At 44.6% G+C, this 18,254-nt stretch carries 19 protein-coding genes and 1 tRNA gene; 9 read left to right on the top strand and 11 right to left on the bottom strand.

All coding sequences use genetic code 11. From position 1 onward, the window contains the following. The gene (locus tag EAE30_RS01760; RefSeq protein ID WP_164711768.1) at positions 1-1,623 is read right to left on the bottom strand and encodes an ATP-binding protein; all 1,623 of its coding nucleotides are present in this window, start codon (positions 1,621-1,623) and stop codon (positions 1-3) included. 11 nt (positions 1,624-1,634) lie between these two features. Continuing rightward, a complete protein-coding gene (locus EAE30_RS01755; RefSeq protein ID WP_123014387.1) occupies positions 1,635-2,447 on the bottom strand; it encodes a phosphate/phosphite/phosphonate ABC transporter substrate-binding protein in 813 nt (270 codons plus the stop codon). Positions 2,448-2,912: 465 nt separating this feature from the next. Here EAE30_RS01755 and EAE30_RS01750 point away from each other — a divergent pair, with 465 nt between their 5' ends. The 3 genes from EAE30_RS01750 (at position 2,913) to EAE30_RS01740 (ending at position 5,159) form a co-directional block, all read left to right on the top strand. After that, the gene (locus EAE30_RS01750; protein WP_123014386.1) at positions 2,913-3,725 is read left to right on the top strand and encodes a Cof-type HAD-IIB family hydrolase; all 813 of its coding nucleotides are present in this window, start codon (positions 2,913-2,915) and stop codon (positions 3,723-3,725) included. A 337-nt stretch (positions 3,726-4,062) separates the two neighbouring features. After that, positions 4,063-4,620 carry a phosphatase PAP2 family protein gene (locus EAE30_RS01745; protein WP_164711767.1) on the top strand — a complete coding sequence of 186 codons (558 nt, stop codon included), beginning with the start codon at positions 4,063-4,065 and terminating at the stop codon, positions 4,618-4,620. A 44-nt stretch (positions 4,621-4,664) separates the two neighbouring features. Further along, the gene (locus EAE30_RS01740; RefSeq protein ID WP_123014385.1) at positions 4,665-5,159 is read left to right on the top strand and encodes an outer membrane beta-barrel protein; all 495 of its coding nucleotides are present in this window, start codon (positions 4,665-4,667) and stop codon (positions 5,157-5,159) included. A gap of 48 nt (positions 5,160-5,207) precedes the next feature. Here EAE30_RS01740 and EAE30_RS01735 read toward each other — a convergent pair whose 3' ends face one another. Then, positions 5,208-5,483: a YrhK family protein gene (locus EAE30_RS01735; protein WP_123014384.1), complete on the bottom strand. Its 276-nt coding sequence runs from the start codon at positions 5,481-5,483 to the stop codon at positions 5,208-5,210. Positions 5,484-5,552: 69 nt separating this feature from the next. Continuing rightward, positions 5,553-6,350 (bottom strand): type I methionyl aminopeptidase, encoded by a 798-nt coding sequence (gene map / locus EAE30_RS01730; protein ID WP_123014383.1) that lies wholly within the window; start codon positions 6,348-6,350, stop codon positions 5,553-5,555. Positions 6,351-6,491: 141 nt separating this feature from the next. Between map and EAE30_RS01725 the strand changes: the two genes are divergently transcribed. Together EAE30_RS01725 and EAE30_RS01720 are read left to right on the top strand one after the other, a co-directional pair. Continuing rightward, a complete protein-coding gene (locus EAE30_RS01725) occupies positions 6,492-6,692 on the top strand; it encodes a DUF1289 domain-containing protein (RefSeq protein WP_123014382.1) in 201 nt (66 codons plus the stop codon). Between the two features lie 264 nt (positions 6,693-6,956). Next, positions 6,957-7,928: an acyltransferase family protein gene (locus EAE30_RS01720; protein WP_164711766.1), complete on the top strand. Its 972-nt coding sequence runs from the start codon at positions 6,957-6,959 to the stop codon at positions 7,926-7,928. Between the two features lie 90 nt (positions 7,929-8,018). On the opposite strand, the gene EAE30_RS01715 is transcribed toward EAE30_RS01720, so the two are convergent. The 4 genes from EAE30_RS01715 to EAE30_RS01700 form a co-directional block, all read right to left on the bottom strand. Continuing rightward, a complete protein-coding gene (locus EAE30_RS01715) occupies positions 8,019-8,582 on the bottom strand; it encodes a YrbL family protein (protein ID WP_123014380.1) in 564 nt (187 codons plus the stop codon). A gap of 425 nt (positions 8,583-9,007) precedes the next feature. Continuing rightward, positions 9,008-10,543 (bottom strand): BCCT family transporter, encoded by a 1,536-nt coding sequence (locus EAE30_RS01710; RefSeq protein ID WP_123014379.1) that lies wholly within the window; start codon positions 10,541-10,543, stop codon positions 9,008-9,010. Next, positions 10,536-11,432, bottom strand: a complete 897-nt coding sequence (locus EAE30_RS01705) for a homocysteine S-methyltransferase family protein (RefSeq protein ID WP_123014378.1) — start codon at positions 11,430-11,432, stop codon at positions 10,536-10,538. The genes EAE30_RS01710 and EAE30_RS01705 overlap by 8 nt, the downstream gene beginning before the upstream one ends. 391 nt (positions 11,433-11,823) lie before the next feature. Further along, positions 11,824-13,023 carry an IS4 family transposase gene (locus tag EAE30_RS01700; protein WP_123014377.1) on the bottom strand — a complete coding sequence of 400 codons (1,200 nt, stop codon included), beginning with the start codon at positions 13,021-13,023 and terminating at the stop codon, positions 11,824-11,826. Positions 13,024-13,222: 199 nt separating this feature from the next. On the opposite strand from EAE30_RS01700, the gene EAE30_RS01695 reads away from it, so the two are divergent. The 3 genes from EAE30_RS01695 (at position 13,223) to EAE30_RS01685 (ending at position 15,464) form a co-directional block, all read left to right on the top strand. Continuing rightward, positions 13,223-13,726, top strand: coding sequence for a GNAT family N-acetyltransferase (locus EAE30_RS01695; RefSeq protein ID WP_123014376.1), 504 nt, complete (start codon positions 13,223-13,225; stop codon positions 13,724-13,726). Between the two features lie 411 nt (positions 13,727-14,137). Further along, positions 14,138-15,085 carry an IS30 family transposase gene (locus EAE30_RS01690; RefSeq protein WP_123014135.1) on the top strand — a complete coding sequence of 316 codons (948 nt, stop codon included), beginning with the start codon at positions 14,138-14,140 and terminating at the stop codon, positions 15,083-15,085. Between the two features lie 76 nt (positions 15,086-15,161). After that, positions 15,162-15,464, top strand: coding sequence for a GNAT family N-acetyltransferase (locus EAE30_RS01685; RefSeq protein ID WP_123014976.1), 303 nt, complete (start codon positions 15,162-15,164; stop codon positions 15,462-15,464). On the opposite strand, the gene EAE30_RS01680 is transcribed toward EAE30_RS01685, so the two are convergent. Both EAE30_RS01680 and EAE30_RS01675 read right to left on the bottom strand, forming a co-directional pair. After that, the gene (locus tag EAE30_RS01680; RefSeq protein ID WP_123014375.1) at positions 15,459-15,878 is read right to left on the bottom strand and encodes a GNAT family N-acetyltransferase; all 420 of its coding nucleotides are present in this window, start codon (positions 15,876-15,878) and stop codon (positions 15,459-15,461) included. The genes EAE30_RS01685 and EAE30_RS01680 overlap by 6 nt on opposite strands. A 234-nt stretch (positions 15,879-16,112) precedes the next feature. Further along, positions 16,113-16,203: transfer RNA gene (locus EAE30_RS01675), tRNA-Ser, on the bottom strand. 325 nt (positions 16,204-16,528) lie between these two features. On the opposite strand from EAE30_RS01675, the gene EAE30_RS01670 reads away from it, so the two are divergent. Continuing rightward, complete coding sequence (locus EAE30_RS01670) at positions 16,529-17,191, top strand: MaoC family dehydratase (RefSeq protein ID WP_123014374.1); 663 nt, start codon at positions 16,529-16,531, stop codon at positions 17,189-17,191. A 96-nt stretch (positions 17,192-17,287) separates the two neighbouring features. Here the strand turns inward: EAE30_RS01670 and EAE30_RS01665 are convergent, their stop codons facing one another. After that, a complete protein-coding gene (locus EAE30_RS01665) occupies positions 17,288-18,115 on the bottom strand; it encodes a phosphate ABC transporter substrate-binding protein (RefSeq protein ID WP_123014373.1) in 828 nt (275 codons plus the stop codon). Positions 18,116-18,254: the final 139 nt, after the last annotated feature.

The raw sequence follows: 18,254 nt of genomic DNA, 5'->3' as shown, positions 1-18,254 counted from the left end.
TTAACTCGTCGGGAATGTCAGAGTCACCTCGGCTCCCGACGTCCAATTCTTAATTTCTATATTACCCCGTAAATGTTTGATGATGTCGTACGCGTACGTTAATCCCAATCCCATGCCTTCACCGACGGGAAGTGTGGTATAGAATGGGTCAAATAAATGCTTCATATTGAGCTCTGAGAGGCCCGGCCCGGTATCTTTGATCGAGAGTAGAATGTGTTTATCGAGCACTTGGCTGGAAATAATAACCCGCTTCTGACCCTCTACAACCTGTTGGCAGGCTTGAAAGGCATTTTGTAGAATTTCTTTAAGGAGGCGGTCCAGCTCATTAGGAATGCCGAGGATACGCGGCAAGACGTGCAGCTCTGGTGATAACACGAGTTCAATAGACTCGTCATGGTAGGTATGATCAATGGCTCGGTCTAGGCTGGGGAAGATATCAATGGGCTCAATGCCCTCGCGATTATTATGGCGTTCATTCGAGTAGTACTGCAATGCGGTGACGATACTATGAATACGGTCAATACATTTGACTGAATCGGTGAGAGAGTCGAGGATATCCTCATCAATAAAGCTGAAGTCGTTTAATTTTAACCATTGGTTTAGCGACTGGGTGTGTTTGTTATCGATATACTGATCAATCAAATCTTGCTGGCGCTTAAAACGTTCTTTATACAATTCTATGTAACTTTGACAAACGGTTAAATTGCCACTGATCACGCCTGCAGGGTTATTAATTTCATGAGCAAATCCAGATGCCATGATCCCCAGAGAGGCCATTTTTTCGCTTTCTATCAGCTGGTGTTGCGTGGTGATCAGCTCTTCATTGGCATCGGAAAGCTGTTGATTCACAGTGAGAAATTGCGATGTTCTTGCTTTCACTTTTTCTTCAAGTGAATTATTCATCTCTTGTAACTGTGCTTGATAATGCGCATTTTGCTCGGTGGTGTTTTTCAGTTGCGCGATCATCTGATTAAAGGCAAGTGTTAACTTAGAGACTTCATCATTGCCTTCTTGAGGGATATCCACATCCAAATCGCCTTGCGCGATTTTTGTTGTAGCAGCACTGAGTTTTGCCAATCGTTTAGTGAGGAAATACCCCAAAATATAAGAGAAAATAGCGACAAAGATAATATCCAATGCCACAATGATCACCGCCCATCTTGCCGCATTTGCGATGGTTTGGTTGATCTCTTTCATGCTAAAGCCGATCCAAATCGTACCAAAAGTGACCCCGGATTCTTCAATACGACGCGAAACATCATAAACAGAATCGGTGACCGCTTCCGCGTTCGCTTCCAACATACCTGGTGTAAAGCGACTCGGATAGTCGCCATCTTCGGCTAGGATCATGCCTGAGGTATTGAGGACCGCGATGTACTTCACGCCCTTGCTTTTCATCAAGGTTTCGGTGTAATGATTCAAAGTGGCCAAATCTGAACTTAAGACTGGGCTGGTAATGGCTCGAGTGTATAAATCCAAGGTTGATGAGACTCGTTGTTCCATTGCGTCATAACTGGTTTGATATAAATAGCATATGGTTATCGTGACCAACACCGAGAGCGTGACGATCTCGATAAGTGCGATACCTGCAATGGTTTTAAAACGTAAAGACAATGATTTCATAGCCATTAATATTATTGAATTCCAGGCAAGTTAGTTGACGACAGAGTACGAATCGAGTCCCAATCCCCATGTTGTGCGGAGACCAAAGGCGACAGTCCTAATGTGGTTAACTGATTGAGGCCTTCGACAGTATCAGACAATTGCAATAACGCCTTTTGAATTTCAGTCACGGTATCCGTTGATAACCGAGTATTATGAGCAAAAACGTACGTTGGGTAGTCTCGACTGGTCCACAAAACACGTAAATTTTCTTTGAGTTGCTCTGATGACGATTCCCATGTGGCTTGTATGCCAGCGCCGGCAGGGTAAAAGCCCTTGTTGACATTGAGATAGACGGATTCATCGGAAGATACGTAGCGTGAATAAACCTTGATGCCAGCCGCCTTGAGCTCTTGTTGGGTGATCCACGTTGACGCGGAGAGCTCTGAAGAACGAAAAGCAAGTGTCATGTATTTTAAATCCGTGAGCGTCTGAATGTCACTGTTTTTATTGACCACAATGAGTCCATTGATGGGGGAATCTGAGGCTTTTACAAAGGCCTCGTACTGCGTCTTTTTCGGCAGATTGATATATTGAAACGGCGTCATAAAGGCAATGTCATAATCCCCCAACAATAAATACTGTTCAAACGTGGGGACATCTTTCGCTGTACGAAATTGGATGTCGAGTGATGTCATGGACGAGAGTGAATGAAGAACCGGAGCCCATTTATGTGCTAATTCGACAGCCGAGTGTTGTGGTACGATACCAAAGGTAATCGGTTGAGCCCATCCATAACGACACAGAATGAGTGTTAGGCACACAACGCACAACGTCTGTTTCATTTAGCTCTCCCATCAGGCTGAAAAAATACGGTTACTATGTGAATAACAGTTAGGGAACAACAGTAAGCATAATGCAGTTTGAGCATTTGGCTCGTGACATCATCAAGGTTACGCTCATTTTTTCATAAACTTTAGAGCCGGTACTAAATTACAGTTTTGTTATTTCAGTGTAGTAAAAATCAGCAAGCGCGCTTGATAAAGTTGCAAAAACCTAGGGGCTTGAACCCGGTTCACACAAAATCATGAGATTCACTGAACGTTACCGCTAGACTTTAGTGGAACAATAACGGGCTTGAGGGCAAGTCTGTAAAAAGGATCACAGAAGCGTCAGCCAAATCACGATTGTGACAAGGTTCATGGTAGCCTAACATCGAGAACAATGCGGTATGACCCGCTAGAGTGGTCACTCTGTCGGCTTTGTGCAAGGCAAAACGACGCAAGTAGAGATTGAAAGGAGTACATTGCATGTCAGTTAAAGCGATTGCTGTCGACATGGACGGAACGTTTCTAAATTCGCATCATGATTATGATCGAGAGCGCTTTCGTGATTTATATCAGAGGTTAACCGAACAAGGCATTGAGTTCATTGTTGCCAGTGGTAATCAATATTATCAGTTAGCCAGTCACTTTCCCGAGATTCGTGATGACATTTCTTACGTCGCCGAGAACGGTGCACTAATTTATCTCCATGGTCGGGAATTATTTCATGGTGAAATGAGCCAGGATGCACTCACGAAAGTCTACGATTTATTAGATGACGACCCGTCAATCGAGTATGTGGCATGTGGCCTCAATAGTGCTTATATGTCGCCGCGCATTTCCGCCGAGTTTGCTGAAATTGCCAAGGAGCACTATCAACGGTTAGAGCGCGTTCACAATGTTCGTGAGGTGGAGGATGTGATTTTTAAATTTTCCATCAAAACCACGGTGGAACATGCTGAGATATTAGTGGTTGAACTGGCTGAGCAATTAGGTGAGGTGGTTCATACGGTAACCAGTGGTTTCGGATTCATTGATTTGATTATTCCGGGTTTACACAAAGCCAATGGATTGCAAAAAGTGTTGGATGAAATGGGGATTTCTCCCCAAGATTGTGTGGCCATTGGGGACAGCTTGAATGACAAAGAAATGCTGGAACTGGTTGGGTACTCGGTTGCCATGAGTAATGCCAACGACACAGTGAAATCCGTGAGCCGCTTCAGTACCGAATCGAATGATGAATCTGGGGCGCAAAATGTGATTGAACGCGTATTACAAAAAGAACCTCCGTTCGTTTGAGATTGTCGTCAATGACGAGGAAGTCGCGCTCAGCGGCCGTAACGATACCATCCACAAGGGTGGTATTTTTTTATCGGTTGGTGACTTCCATGTCTTTATTGTTGTTTCGCCCACCGTGCTTTTTTGTGCAATGTATTTCACAAAGTGTTATCTACATCAATTTTATGCATTTTATCGGTGAATTACTCGGTTGCCTGCCAATGAATGGCATATGCTTCTTATGATCATATCTGCATTACTAACCCGTTGTTTTAACGAGTTCTAATACGTAATGGTTAACGTTCATAGCTGGTCGCACTGCGCAGTCGGCTACGAATAATGAGTCATAAGGGGGAGCATGGTGAAACACCGTTTACGTCGAAGTGTCATTGGAATTGTCAGTCTTTGGGCATGGATGTCAGGAACCGCGGCCTACGCAGAAAGTGAAACGCTCTATCAAGTTGGCGACACGTTACAATGGGCCATTCCGGTCGGAGCTGGCTTTATTGCGGCAGGTAAGTTGGATGGAGAAGGGCTTGGCCAATTGGTGGAGGGCGCATTATGGACTTCAGTGACGACGCACGTGTTAAAAGTGGAAATTAACGCAACACGCCCCAACGGGCATGATTACAGCATGCCATCGGCCCACACGTCAGGTGCGGCACAAGGCGCGGCTTTTCTGCAATTTCGCTACGGTTGGCGTTACGGCGTGCCCGCTTATATGTTAACCGGCTTAGTCGGTTACTCACGCGTCGACAATAACTACCACTATTGGCGAGATGTCGTCGCAGGCGCTGCATTAGCCACAACGATTCAATACCTGATTACCGAACAAGGCGTCAGTGTGCAGAATTTAGCCATTACCCCTGTGATCAGCGATGAGCAGTTTGGGGTATATGCTTCAATGAAATTTTAATCGTCGATTTCGAGTCGAAAATGATGTGACAAGGAGACAGTTTAATGAAAGCTCGATTGTATGTGTTAGCCCTCAGTTTAGGAGCGTTATCATTTCCTACCATGGCGGATTCTTGGTTTTATGGTGGTGCCAGTGCTGGTGTGTCTGAATATAAACATGAAAATGCATTGGCGCATACCTTTTACCTCGGTACTAACATTATTCCTTGGATTGGTATTGAGGGCGGCTATGCCGACTTTGGCCGCTATAAACTCGAAGGCGGGCATGTGGAATTGGATTCGGTCTATGGTGCGATAAAACCGCATGTGGATTTTGGTCCGTTAGAGCTATACGCCAAAGGGGGAGTCCAGTCTTGGGTTCGCGAAGGTTTCGATGACACGCGGATAGAAGACGATGATGATCTCGATAGCTTTTGGGGGATCGGGGCGAATTACTCGTTCATGGGGCCGATTTCTCTTGGCCTTGAATATTCGAACTATAAAATAGGCAATGACAGCGTATCGATGCTCAATGCCACCGCGAGCATTAGCCTATTCTAGGTTCGTGACTCGAACGAGTTTATTAGTTTTAACGAATAAGGCACCCAGTTAAGGTTGCCATTTGGGGGCCTTTTTACGCACACGCGCAACGTGAACTAAGCCACTGAGTTTGAGGAAAGGTTTGATGATAAGCTGAGCACTGCCGACAATAAACAACCAAGTACCACTGGCTTCTAGTTGGGAATTTAAAAAGAAAAAAGAGCCGATTAAGAACCAAATGGCAATCAACAAATCGTTTAACGCGCCCAGCGCTTGGTAACGTTGTTGAATAATAATATGTTCACGTCCTAGATCAATCTCATAAGAGTTGGTTTTATCTTGCATTCGCCGCTCCTTGTTTTGATTATTTACACTAACATAAATAAGGGAGCGGGATACAGCGGCGCAGGCGAATTAAGAAACGAATGTGGGCACCGTCTCATTATCGCGCAGGGTTAAGACTTCAAAACCAGTGTCGGTCACTAATACAGTGTGTTCAAACTGTGCCGAAAGTTGATGGTCTTGCGTCACGACAGTCCAGCCATCCTCAAGCGTACGAACTTGAGCGTTGCCCTGATTGATGATGGGCTCAACGGTGAATACCATTCCTTCTTGTAACACAACCCCATGTTTTGGTAATCCGACCGATAAAATTTGTGGAGGCTCATGCAATTGTTTACCCACGCCGTGACCACAAAACTCCCGTACGACACTGCAACCTTGCTGCATTGCATACTGGTGAATCGCGTAGCCTAAATCCCCGCTGTGTGCTCCTGGCGCGATTTGTTGAATGCCTTGCCACATTGCGTGATAGGCCGTATCAACGAGCGTTTGTGAGGAGCGCGGTGCTTGCGGCATGACATACATTTTGCTGGAATCGACGATGAAATCGTCTTTTTTAAGCGTAATATCAATGTTGACGATGTCAGTGTCGGTAATGTGGGTGTGCTCGCAGGGCATACCATGACACGCCACGTGATTCGGTGACACATTGATACTGAACGGATACCCGTAAGCGCCTAACGATGCGGGAATCGCCTGTAAGGTATCACGAATGTACTCGTCCACTTGTTGATTGAGCCAAAGAGTGGAGACACCTGGGGTGATCCAAGTATCTAACATGGTAAATACCGTGGCGAGTAAGCGACCATTTCGTCGCATAATGTCAATTTCGTAAGGGGTCTTTATCGGAGTTGGTGCTCGGCCGTTCATGCATCACCCTTCTTTGACGTGATAATCACTGATGATTTTAGTGTAAAATCATTTCACAGCAAAGTGTAGTGATTTTTCTTACATTTAACCTAATATCAGTGCAGTTAACTGCACTTTTTGTAGGGGTATCAAGGAGGCGTTATGCGTCAGTCAGCAAGGATCGAATTACCGTGTTGTCGCCATTGCTGTTTAAATGATGACGATATCTGTATTGGGTGTTGGCGGACATTGTCTGAAATCTTGATGTGGAATCATGCCGATGATACGCAGCGCGCTGAGATTTTGGCGCTTTGCCAGCAGCGTTCACAGCAACAGAGCCGCCCCGATAATAACAAGCCATGATATTTTTGCGTGATTTTTACACTGTCTAATATTGGTTAGAAAGTCTCATTATTTTTTGGTAACAGGCTCATTTATGAGTGATACGTCAGTAACAGGTAAAGCTATCAACAGACTGATGTAAGCGTTCGGTGAGGCCGTCATTTGCAGGGTGACCAATCGTGCTGCTGCTGGCGGCCAGCATTCGCGCAGAACGCGTCAGTACGATAGAGTAAAGATGGGTGGGAGAGTATCACTCCTTAATATCCATTAACTGTGTTGATGATTATGCGTTTATATACTTTAGATAGTCTAAAAGCCGTTGCGGCCTTTTTTGTCATCACGTTGCATGTTGGCTTGTATCGCGATCTCTCGTCGTTCTATGGTGAAGTGATTCGTTTGACCGGTCGCTGGGCGGTGCCTTTTTTCTTCATGTCGACCGGGTATTTCATTGGTGTCAAACAGTTAGAAGCTCGTATGCCGCAACATGCGGTAAAAATCGCTAAAATCTTTGTCATTACCTCGCTCATCTATATCCCATATTCATACTTTAAGCATGACTTCAGTCTTGAGCATATTGCGGCACGAGTGACCTCGGATACGATCATCATGTCAGGCATGTCGTTCCACTTATGGTATTTGTCCTCGTTAATTTTTGGTTTAGTGACGTTTTATCTGCTTCACCATCGTTTAAGTCACCAAAGTATGCTTGTGCTCAGTGCGCTGATTGTCGGCGGCTATTTTATTGTGGATCTCTACCCCTCGATCACCGAGCATGAAAACTGGGTTCGTCATATGATTTCTCTGCCTTGTTTATTCTTTGGCTATCGTTTGAGCCAAGTGAAGGTCGAGTCCATCTCATTACCGTTAACGAGTGGGGTGGCCTTACTCAGTTTAGCGGGTATCTATCTTCTGCCGTATTGGCTTGATGGCGACCATACGCGTGACATCATGTTGCGTCAGTTTCCTATCTTCGTCATCCCGTTCTGTATCGCATTGCTGCTCGTTGCCATCAAACTCAATGCGAAAGACAACCCGGTTGCCAAAGTGGGGCGTGATTACTCATTGATGATTTATACCTGTCATCCGATTTTTATGTACGTCATTGGCAAGGCCTTAGCGGTACACGATATGGATAGCGACATTATGATTGCGTTGCTTACGTTTATTGTGGTGACGGGATTTGCGATTGGATTAAAAACAATGTGTCGACCCGCGTATCGAGTTCTTAATGGTGGGGCAATAAAGGCGCGGTCATAAACCAAAACATCGACATTCCTGATCCAATGATAGGGATGTCGATGTCATGTATTCATGTACCACAAATGGATATAACAGAATGAGCCGAGATTAGCCTTCCATCATGGTGGTGCGTTTCATCATGCCTTTGACGACTTGTTTGCTCTTATGTTTGGCTAACGGGCGCAACAGCATGCGGGTGATGGCTTTCAAGCTCATATCACGTGGGCCAAAACCATCAATCAAGACTGGCGTTAAACTGCCGTCCACTTCTTTACGCATCAGAATATTTTGGATGCCATCATCATGGAGTAACACACCGTACGTCAGCACTTGCTTTTGAAGATCCATTACATAAGCAAGCGCTTGTTCAATGGATAGCACCCCATCTCGAATATAGTCTTCGAGGCTTTTTGACACAGAGCCATCATGATCTTTGACGATTTCGGTGACAACCCCTTTACCTAAGTTCGTATCAATCGTGCCTTCGTAATGCGAAATGAAATCCAACGGTTGCTTACGATGGTTTTTAAAGAAGACGATTTCGGTAATATTACGGTCTTTATCTGGATTATGATTGACCTTAATGCATAAATTATCCGCACTTGGGTGTTGATACACGGTGCGACAACTGCCTTCTGCCAGGTATAATTTTTCACTAAGCGTTACGTACATAAATGCCACTGTATAGTTATCATTGAGTAATATTGGTGAAGGAGTCTTTGAACAACGGAGGTATGCTTGCGCTGAGTTGTTCTCTTCACTAAGCCTTTATGTGATGTGCTGACGATGCGAATATACTACTAACGCAGTATCCCATCACTTGCCTATTGTAACGAAAATAAGACAGTAAAGTGAAGCTTTTCTTAAGCATTTCTTAAGCTTTTTGTGAAACAGCTTACTTTTAAAACGATTTCAATCGGTTGCGATTTTCCCTTGGGTTTATTGAGATTGCACCTAAGACAGGGGGGCTTTGAGTGTGAAATACGCTGGTGGTTTGGCAGGAAAGGGGACGATCTTCTACGCGTTAGGTGAAGAGATGCCCCCTTATTCAGCGGTCTGAAGCTTATCTGTATAAGAGGGCGTCTATTATTGAGGTGTTAAGGGGTCACTTGTTGATATTCAAACGATTCTTCGGTGTTCTTCTCTTGAAGCGGGTCACCGGAAAGCTGCTTAATCAACTGCTTGGCCAAAATCGCATAGACAAACATCATCGGTAGCCCAGCGACGACACACAACGATTTGATCGTATCAATGCCGCCTCCGCATAAGAACACGCTGAAGCTAATCAGCGCGATAGCGCCTGCCCACAACAGTTTGACTCGGTTATCCGGATCGCCATTCAATGACAGTTGATTGGTGGTTAGCATGGCCGTTGCCACACTCGCACTCGACATCGTGGTGAGCATCAAGAAGAACTCAATGATCAAGAACACGGTTAAAGTGATGTTCTTTGCTGGCAACGTTTGGATAAGTGATACCACGGCAAAAGACAGCCCCCCTTCGCTCATCCAAGTTTGTACTGGGTATCCGCCAAAGAGCTGTGCCCAAACCGCATACCCCCCAAAAATAGAGATAAAGAACGCGCAGCCGAAAGACCCCATGAAAATGGTATACAAAATGACTTCACGTATCGTGCGGCCTCTGGAAATACGGGTAATAAACAATCCCATCATGATGAGATAGGCGTAGTACCAAAACCAGTAATACTGAGTCCAGCTCTGCGGAAAGCCACTGCGCTGTACCGGGTCGGTCCACAGGGACATACGGAAAAAGTTATCCAACATGACCCCAAGAGAATCCGTGACGTTGTTTAAAATGAAGGGGGTATTCGTGGCAAATAGCACGAGCAACGCGAAGCTAATGGCGGCGACGACAGTGTAATCAGAAATGCGATTAATGCCTTTGTTAAAGCCGAGCAGCATCACGGCAAATAACACCACCACAAACAGTAAAATAATGCTGCCTTGCAGCAACAAATTGTTCTCAACCGCAAACAGTTCAGAGACCCCAGAGCTTAGTAAACTCACCGTTAACGCCAAGGAACTGGCGAAAGCCGCTAAAGTGCCGAATATGGCAATCAGGTCGATACTTTTAGCCACGAGAGGGTGCTTACCTAATACCGGTTCACACAGCGTGGAAAGTTTTAAGGTGCGCTTTTTTTGGATATAAAACGCATATGAAAACGGAATCGCAGGAAAGCAGTAAATCGCCCAGCCTGTAATGCCCCAGTGGAACATCGAATAGGTAACAGACCAAGCCGCGGCGGCATAACTGTTGGCCGATGCAAATAAAGGCGGCGATTGCAGATCATACATGGGCTCACCGATGCCCCAATAGATGAGTGAGGCGCCCACACCTGCGGTAAAAATCATGCCGCCATAGGAAAAGTTGGAATATTCAGGTTTATCATCACCGAGGCGAATCGTCCCATATTTCGAGCACGCAAGCCAGAAGAGAAAAAACACTAAGGCTAAACTCCCCAACTGGACTAACCAACCGAACCAAGTGGTAACAAACGTCATGGCATTTCCCGCCATGGTTTGCGACAGCTCGGGGAAGAGCGACGAGACAATCAGTACCAACAATACCATCAAGATCGCAGGGATGGTGAGTCCAAAATTGAGGTTATTCAACGTTATCTCTCCATTGGGATAATGCTTGAATGTGGCGCGGCTCAATGCCACAGCAGCCACCGATAATACTGGCGCCTAACTGGTGCCAACGTTTCGCAAACGTTAGGTATTCTTGCGGCGATACATCGCGAACTGTTTGCAGCGTGCTATTGGCTTGATGAGTGGCTTGAATGGGCGTGAAACTGTTGGCGAATACACCAATGGTGAGTGTTTTACCCGTACGTTCAAGTACTTGATTTACATCTGCAATCGCTTGTTCAATGACTTCGGGAACTGAACAATTAAAAAAGATACCGGTTGCATGAGTGCGTAATACGGCCTCAACCGCCTCGGTAACCAGCTCGCCTGAACGAAGGCGTGACGTTTGGTCAGTGTCATCGCTCAAAGTGAAAGAAAGATACGTTGGCTTATCGGTTTGAGCCAATACTTCAGCAATCACTTCCACCTCGGCCAAACTCGCGATGGTTTCAGCCAGCCAGACATCAACATGCTTGTCTTGAGCATCAAATAGCGTCTGACTGATCTCGCGTGCTCGTTCGGCGTTAAAAAGATCCGGACGATAAGAGCCAAAAGCGGGCGGGATTGATCCAGCTACCAATACGTGATGGTCAGCGTGGCAAGCCACTTCCTGAGCGAGGCAGGCCGCTTTTTCGGCCAGCTGAGCGCCTTGCTCAGCAAACAGCGCTTCTCCTAAATGGAAAGGCACACATGCATAGCTATTGACGGTGATCATTTGCGCGCCAGCGTCAATAAAGCCTTGGTGAGCCAGCTTCACATGGTTGGGCGACTCAATGAGTGCTTGGGCGCTCCACAGGGGTTGAGAAAAAGGCGCACCAATGCGTTTGAGCTCACGCCCCATACCACCATCAAGAATTGTAATACCTGTCATTTTAGACTTCCATACTGCTAAACATCCATAAAAGCATTTAACCACAGATAGTAAGAAATCCTATTGAGAATGCTTCATTATCAACATGAAAAAAATTCATGTTGATAGTCGCTATATTTTTGAAGTGTTGTGGGAATTAATGTGGTGTACGTAATAAGCTACGAAAATAGAAACGGATTGAGTATGATTGACTCACGTATTTCTACCTCTCATTACATAACAATCGTCTTTACTCGGTTCTTCGAATGATGCCGGAGTCAAATACTTCTATGACTCTAAAGCCGGAGAGCGACGAGAACGGGCTTTTATACTAATCAAAGATGCACTAGGTAAAAATGTATAACAAGAAATGATAATGGATGCATATAACGTCAGGCACTGGCGGATCCCCTCATAATTCCCCCAACCCACAGGTATGCGTAAGGCGTTGATATTCGACCATTGCCCAATGATATTGGGACTCTTGTATTCGGTATCTTCGGTGGCAACGTACTTCCTTACCAAGTCTAGGAATGGAGAGCACACGGCGATGCTTGATGGTGTTGGCTTGGAAGTCATAATGCCATTTGGCTTGCATGGCGATTAAGCCATTCCACCACATGATGATTTCGGCCATCAATGCCATGAGCAACAAGATATCAATACGTTTGGTGCAACGTGTTCGGTTATGGCGAAGCGCCAACCCGTAGGCTGGACTTTTTAGATCTCGGAACGACTCTTCAATTTGCATTCTTTTGGCGTACAAACGGGTAATTTTAATGCCGTTAAGTACATGGTTGGGGATGTTAGTGACCAGAAGCCAAGGCTCTTTCGCTCCTTTATGGAACACTTTTCCAGCCGAGTGTTTCTGACAGGTTCGACTATGCCGATGGGCTTTTCTGCCTTTGGGATGACTCTTGTATAAGTAAGCAAAGCACTGAAGCGGTGAGCGCTTAGCCAGTTGGCTTTCTCCTAAAAACAGCGGCTTATCAGTCGCTTGAGGGTAAAAGGCTTTATTCCATTGCCAAGCGCTCTCGCCACACTTAATCGAGACTTCGCCCCGTACACGCCCAAGCCAGAACCAACCTTTGTTGGCGACTTGCCTGAACCACGTATTTCTAAAGCCAGCGTCGGAGATAATGATAGGGGTGCAACCTTGGGGGAGCAAGGATTGAAGCTTATCGAGAAAGTGCTGATGGCTCTTGGGTGAGTTGTAGTTTTTGTACTCAAATGCCTGTTCATAAAGCGTGACGGCGCGACCTTTAACGGATATCGAAGCTCGCAATGTCATATAGCGCAGTTGCTCACGAACATCCGACCAATCAACCAGTAGTACAGGAAAAGGATTGGCTCGGGTAATAAGGGACGCATGCCATTTATATATGGACTCTTTTTCACGATGTAGACTGCGATTACCAAGCAATCGGTCAATACGTTTGATGGCATGTTTCACCGTGGTATCAGTGTCGAGAGCTCGTCCAATTTTAGTGAGGGTGAGATCAGAGCCGCCCAGTACCGCTCTGGTTGCAAGCATAAGAGATCTAAGTCGTTTTTTGTGAATACCAGGGCATTGGTTTTCAAGAGTTTGCTGTAGAATTTGAACATCGCGCATCGTTAGGGCTCCCTATTAAATTCATTGAATCAAGTGTGTTTTTGGCGAAATTCATTAGATCAGAATGAGCGATGTGCGTCTACTCATTGTTTTATATAGAAATTATGAGGGGATTCGTAAGCGTCAGGCATTCTTGTTATGAAGTGACTTGTACTTTGTAAAAGCGGATGCACCATTGATTCGGGCATAGGAGTAATATTTGAATTTTTGCGAAGAATTTACGTGTTCTAAGTATATTTTTACTGCGGTCTGTATAGATGATGGAGCCGCATTATTCGATGCGGTAAGTTCTGATAAATTTCCTTCAGCTCTGCCTCTGGCAAAAATAGCCACTTTAGATGAAGCAAGGCAATGGTGTTCTGACCGCGCATCAGACTGGAATGCTGGAACGTATTTTGTTTGGACTTGCCGACGTCAGGGCGATTTGGCAACGATAGGTCAAGTAACCTTATACCCACAATCAAATTGTTTAGCTTTAGCGTATTGGGTTAATCCTAAATATTGGGGTAGAGGTATGGCAGTTGAAATATGTCAGTCCTTAATTTTCCAAATAAGTCGCTCAGGTTACCGCGGGAATATTTGGGCTGGTGTTCATAGCTGGAACAAGCGAAGTGAAGCCGTTTTACGCAAACTTGGCTTTACAAAACTCACAAATGCCAAAGAATTAGGTATATATGAGTTTAACTTGGCTATCGTGAGCTAACAACACGCGCCAATGAATGAATTTACATCGGCCACTTTTGGTTTTTATCAGCTTTTAGTGCCTATAGTAGAGCAACATTGAGCTTAACATTAGCATTCAAAGAGGAATTAATGGAATTAGTACAAGCTGCTGGTGATAAATATTGGGAAATAGCGTCAATGTTTCTAACTCAAACGGTCGAACGATGTAACAGAAATGGTTTACCTTTATGGACTCATAGCCAAGTTCGTATTTCTTCGTTGAAATCAGTGTATCCAAGTGAAAGTCTTTATCTCTTGAAAACTGCCGATAAGTTTATTGGTTGCGCCCGATTTCAGATAATAAGTGCGACATTCATGGAAATATGTAGAAGAGGAAGCCAACTGCTGAAAGTGGTACGCTCTTCTCGCCAAAGAAACAAGCAGTACTACCATGAATTATCAACAGTTGACCGAAGGCAGAAGATACCAGATTTCTGCTCTTTTGGAACGGGGAATTTCGGTTCCTGAAATAGCTAAAACAGTTCAGTGCCACCGCTCGACGGTATACCGTGAGCTTAAACGCGGTCGGAAGGGAGAGCATTATTGCCCTAACGAAGCCCAGATGTCGTCTACCAAAAAGCGCAAAACAGCACGTAAATACCGAATACCAAAGGAACGTGTCGATTTTATCCGCCTTCTTTTAGAAACAGATTGGAGTCCAGAGCAGATTTCTAATGTATTAACGAAAATTGGTGCATCTGTCAGTCATGAGTGGATCTATCGCTTTGTTGCTCAAGATAAACGCTTGGGCGGTAAGTTATATCGTCACTTGAGACAAGGTCATAAGCGGTATCGCCGAGGTAAACAAGAGAAAGCTCCAGCGATAAAAAATGCCGTTTCGATTGATGATAGACCAAGCATCGTTGACAGTAAGGAGCGGTTTGGTGACTGGGAAATCGACACTGTGCTAGGTAAGCATGGTACAGGTGCAATGGTGACTATTTTAGAGCGTAAGACTCGATTTTACGTGGTAAAGAAAGTGCCATCTAAGTCAGCGGATGATGTCACCAAAGCGACAATAGAGCTACTGAAGCCCTATAAGAAACATGTCCATACCATTACGGCAGATAACGGGCGAGAGTTTGCAGGTCATGAAACCATCGCAAAAGAATTAAAGGCTGATGTGTACTTTGCTCATCCGTACAGTTCTTGGGAGCGTGGTGCTAATGAGAATGCGAACGGTCTTTTAAGGCAATATGTGAAGAAAGGAACCGATCTAACGACAGTGACGGACATCGATATAGAGTTCGCTTTATCGCGGATAAATTACCGTCCGAGAAAGTGTTTAGGCTTCAAGCAGGCAGCCATTATATTTGAGGAGATGGCTTTAGCTTCTTGATATTGGAGAGTGTCGCACTTCGCAGTTGAATTCGGGCGTCTTTGTTAGCTTTGAAACTGATAATTTTTGGTCAGGAATGGATACAACTAATAGTCTCTTTTTTCATAAATTGGCTATTGGTGATGAACATAATGGGTTGGGATTTGGTGCAAGAGCTTTGAATGCTCTTTTAGAGCTAGCGAAAGATAATGGCTGTATTTGGCTAAGGTGTGATTGTCACGGTGGTCGAAAGCGTTTAAGGGTATTTTACGAACAATTTGGTTTTGAGCTTGTAGATAGGCAAGAGATGTTTGGCTTTGACGTTGCTCGATACCAAATGCGAACAAGCTGTCTAAGTAGATTCGGCACGCGTGGTGTTGTTGGTTTGTTAGGTTTATGATTTCCACTTCATTAGATGATAACTTTCCGCACCATTCTCCACCGTTTCGGCGATTGTAAAGCCTTGCGATAAATAAAAGTCAGTGGCATTACCATTTTGGCTAAGGCACTTGAGACTCAAATTTGGATATTTTTGTTTAGCGAGGTCTAGTAGTTTTAACCCCATACCGCCTCGTAAGTTATGAGGACTTACAAACAGGTGGTGGATGAAGTTTTCAGGCGCCCAAATTGAGATAAAACCGACGACTTCGCTTGAATCGATGACGACCCAAATACTTTCGCCGTCTGTATCCCGTTCAAAATCTGACAAGTCAAATTCACCTGTCCTCAACCACGTAAATGTTGCTAGTCGTGACTCTAAATAAAGCTTCTTTACAGCATTTAAATGATGAAATTGAAATTTTTTTATTTCCATAAGCTTATCAAAAAACCTAACGCTTTCTATACGGCAAAAAGCCGCTTTTCATAGCTCTATAATGGATGCTTTCTTTTTGACTATCAATAATCAATAGATTGCTGAACGCAGTAAGTTGTATGGCGGTCTTTGAGTAGGAACATGAGTGTATCACGTGTACATATCATGCCAAAAAAGTTTTCAGAACGAAAAAGCCCGAGCTCTTGTCTATCAAGGGCTCGGGCTTTCTAAATGTGGCGGAGAGATAGGGATTTGAACCCTAGAACCGCTATTAACGGTTGCCGGTTTTCAAGACCGGTGCTTTCGACCACTCAGCCATCTCTCCATGGGGCGTATATTATGTATTTCTCAGGGGGTTGTAAAGTGAAAAGCAGAGTCGGGCGTTTAAGTGCCGATTATTTCAACATAATCACGCCCTGACACGGAGTTGACATGGGATTGATGTGATTTTTACAGTAAAACGTATTTTTTATTAAACTTTCGTTTCATCTCGCTTATTAATAAAATAATGTTTTATTGATAACCTTTTGTTTTTTAAAATTAAAACAGTGTTCAGAATACGACTGTTCGCCCGAAAGTTATTGCGAAAAAATGAGATCTAGGACAAAATTACTCCATCGCATTTATTCCGAGTAGAGAATGAGGTTTTGATGAAAGTCGCGGATCTTTTGAAGCATCGTGCTGAAAACTTAGTGAAGCACACTGAATTCAAGCAATGGATGTCACCGTCAGTACGAGAGTATTGGGGAGAGTTTCTAAATAAAGCCAATAATCGTCCTTTGTTTGCCTGGGTTAGAGAATTTAGCCAACCTGCAAACGAAGAATCTGATCCGATTGTGATGAAGCCTGAAACTCAAGCCGTTTATGATGAGTTATCAACACAAATTGGTGAAGTGATTCACACGGGTGAATGGATGACGATTGATCAGGACAAAATCAATCAATTTGGCGAAGTCACGGAAGATATGCAATGGATTCATACGAATCCAGAGAAAGCCTCGGAACAGTCTCCTTTTAAAACAACCATTGCACATGGGTTCTTAACATTGGCTATGTTACCCAAGTTAACGGATAGCGTGGATCCTGAAAATCCACAATTCCCAACGGCGCGTATGGTGGTCAATATTGGGTTGAATTCGGTAAGATTTCCTTACCCAGTTAAATCTGGTAGTCGAGTACGAGCAGTGAGCACATTATCAAAGGTGACACCAATTCGTAAAGGCTTAGAAATTGAACGTGAAATTAAAGTTCAAATCGAAGGTATACGCCGCCCAGGTTGTGTGGTCACGTCAGTGATTCAATTACACTTTTAATGGCGTTTGCCCATCGAGAGTTTAAAAAGGAGAGCAATGATGCTCTCCTTTTTTATTGTCTCAAGAATGGTCAATCTCAACATCTTTGGGTATGAATCATTCAGCCGTGACGGTTTTTTGGTAGCCATATTTCGATAAGACGCGTTTGGCTTCTTTGCTATGGGTGTACTCAAGAAATTCTTTGACCCATTTTGAATCTTGCTTTGGGTAGTGCAGCATCAAAAAAGGCCGCGACAGTGGGTAATCGCGTTTGGCAATGTTTTCTGGGCTACTCGCAATATGGTCGATGGTCATGGCGTTGATGGAATGGTCGACTGCGCCCGTCGACACATAGCCAATGGCATGTGCATTATTATGAACGATGGATTTCATCATGGCAGGGCTATCAACCACCAGTGCTGTTGGGGTCATGGTCGATACTTGATGTTCGTTGAGCACCTTGTTGAGACCCATCAAGGTTTCAAAACTGTAGCGTGAATCTGAATCGGGCTCGCGGGTGATCACCGCGATGGGCTGATCGGCGCCGCCAAGTTGTTTCCAATTGCGAATATCACCACGATAGATATCGAATAGCTCGCGGCGTGATAAGTTTTTTACTGGGTTATTCAAGTTAGCAATAACGGCTAAGCCATCAATGGCTAACGTTTCGACCTTCAGTTGGGATTCCTGCTCAGAGAGCGCTAAATAGTGGGAGCTGAGAGCAATATCTGCGACGCCTTTTTTCAGCATGGTCATTCCAGCCACCGAGTTAATGCCTTGGACATCGACCCTCACTTGTGGGTGAGTCGTTTGAAACTGCGTCGCCAATACGTCCATCACCTCTGCAACCGATGAGGATCCTGAAATTTGGATGTCTTGCTGAGGCGCGGCCAAAGTGGGAAAAGACAAAAGTACAGCAAGGGTCGTTATGTAAATGCGTAACATACAGTGGCTCCTACTGATTTAGTTCATCGTCGACTATGGATTTTATTGTCATATATATAGTGTAGGATACTATTTTGAGACAGGGGCATGGGTTTTCTTTGCGATTATCGGGCTAGGTTACGGATCACGCTATTGATGT

It is taken from the genome of Vibrio zhugei, from assembly GCF_003716875.1.
Classification (GTDB): domain Bacteria; phylum Pseudomonadota; class Gammaproteobacteria; order Enterobacterales; family Vibrionaceae; genus Vibrio; species Vibrio zhugei.
Note: the sequence above shows the minus strand (reverse complement) of the source record. Positions and strands in the feature narration are given on the sequence as shown.

What these genes read in the sequence shown, in the direction of transcription:
- EAE30_RS01705 (WP_123014378.1), bottom strand. Translation starts at nt 11,432, where the DNA reads ATGACAGGTATTACAATTCTTGATGGTGGTATGGGGCGTGAGCTCAAA.
- EAE30_RS01720 (WP_164711766.1), top strand. Translation starts at nt 6,957, where the DNA reads ATGCGTTTATATACTTTAGATAGTCTAAAAGCCGTTGCGGCCTTTTTT.
- EAE30_RS01715 (WP_123014380.1), bottom strand. Translation starts at nt 8,582, where the DNA reads ATGTACGTAACGCTTAGTGAAAAATTATACCTGGCAGAAGGCAGTTGT.
- map (WP_123014383.1), bottom strand. Translation starts at nt 6,350, where the DNA reads ATGAACGGCCGAGCACCAACTCCGATAAAGACCCCTTACGAAATTGAC.
- EAE30_RS01665 (WP_123014373.1), bottom strand. Translation starts at nt 18,115, where the DNA reads ATGTTACGCATTTACATAACGACCCTTGCTGTACTTTTGTCTTTTCCC.
- EAE30_RS01690 (WP_123014135.1), top strand. Translation starts at nt 14,138, where the DNA reads ATGAATTATCAACAGTTGACCGAAGGCAGAAGATACCAGATTTCTGCT.
- EAE30_RS01700 (WP_123014377.1), bottom strand. Translation starts at nt 13,023, where the DNA reads ATGCGCGATGTTCAAATTCTACAGCAAACTCTTGAAAACCAATGCCCT.
- EAE30_RS01670 (WP_123014374.1), top strand. Translation starts at nt 16,529, where the DNA reads ATGAAAGTCGCGGATCTTTTGAAGCATCGTGCTGAAAACTTAGTGAAG.
- EAE30_RS01735 (WP_123014384.1), bottom strand. Translation starts at nt 5,483, where the DNA reads ATGCAAGATAAAACCAACTCTTATGAGATTGATCTAGGACGTGAACAT.
- EAE30_RS01680 (WP_123014375.1), bottom strand. Translation starts at nt 15,878, where the DNA reads ATGGAAATAAAAAAATTTCAATTTCATCATTTAAATGCTGTAAAGAAG.
- EAE30_RS01685 (WP_123014976.1), top strand. Translation starts at nt 15,162, where the DNA reads ATGGATACAACTAATAGTCTCTTTTTTCATAAATTGGCTATTGGTGAT.
- EAE30_RS01760 (WP_164711768.1), bottom strand. Translation starts at nt 1,623, where the DNA reads ATGAAATCATTGTCTTTACGTTTTAAAACCATTGCAGGTATCGCACTT.
- EAE30_RS01750 (WP_123014386.1), top strand. Translation starts at nt 2,913, where the DNA reads ATGTCAGTTAAAGCGATTGCTGTCGACATGGACGGAACGTTTCTAAAT.
- EAE30_RS01745 (WP_164711767.1), top strand. Translation starts at nt 4,063, where the DNA reads ATGGTGAAACACCGTTTACGTCGAAGTGTCATTGGAATTGTCAGTCTT.
- EAE30_RS01755 (WP_123014387.1), bottom strand. Translation starts at nt 2,447, where the DNA reads ATGAAACAGACGTTGTGCGTTGTGTGCCTAACACTCATTCTGTGTCGT.
- EAE30_RS01725 (WP_123014382.1), top strand. Translation starts at nt 6,492, where the DNA reads ATGCGTCAGTCAGCAAGGATCGAATTACCGTGTTGTCGCCATTGCTGT.
- EAE30_RS01740 (WP_123014385.1), top strand. Translation starts at nt 4,665, where the DNA reads ATGAAAGCTCGATTGTATGTGTTAGCCCTCAGTTTAGGAGCGTTATCA.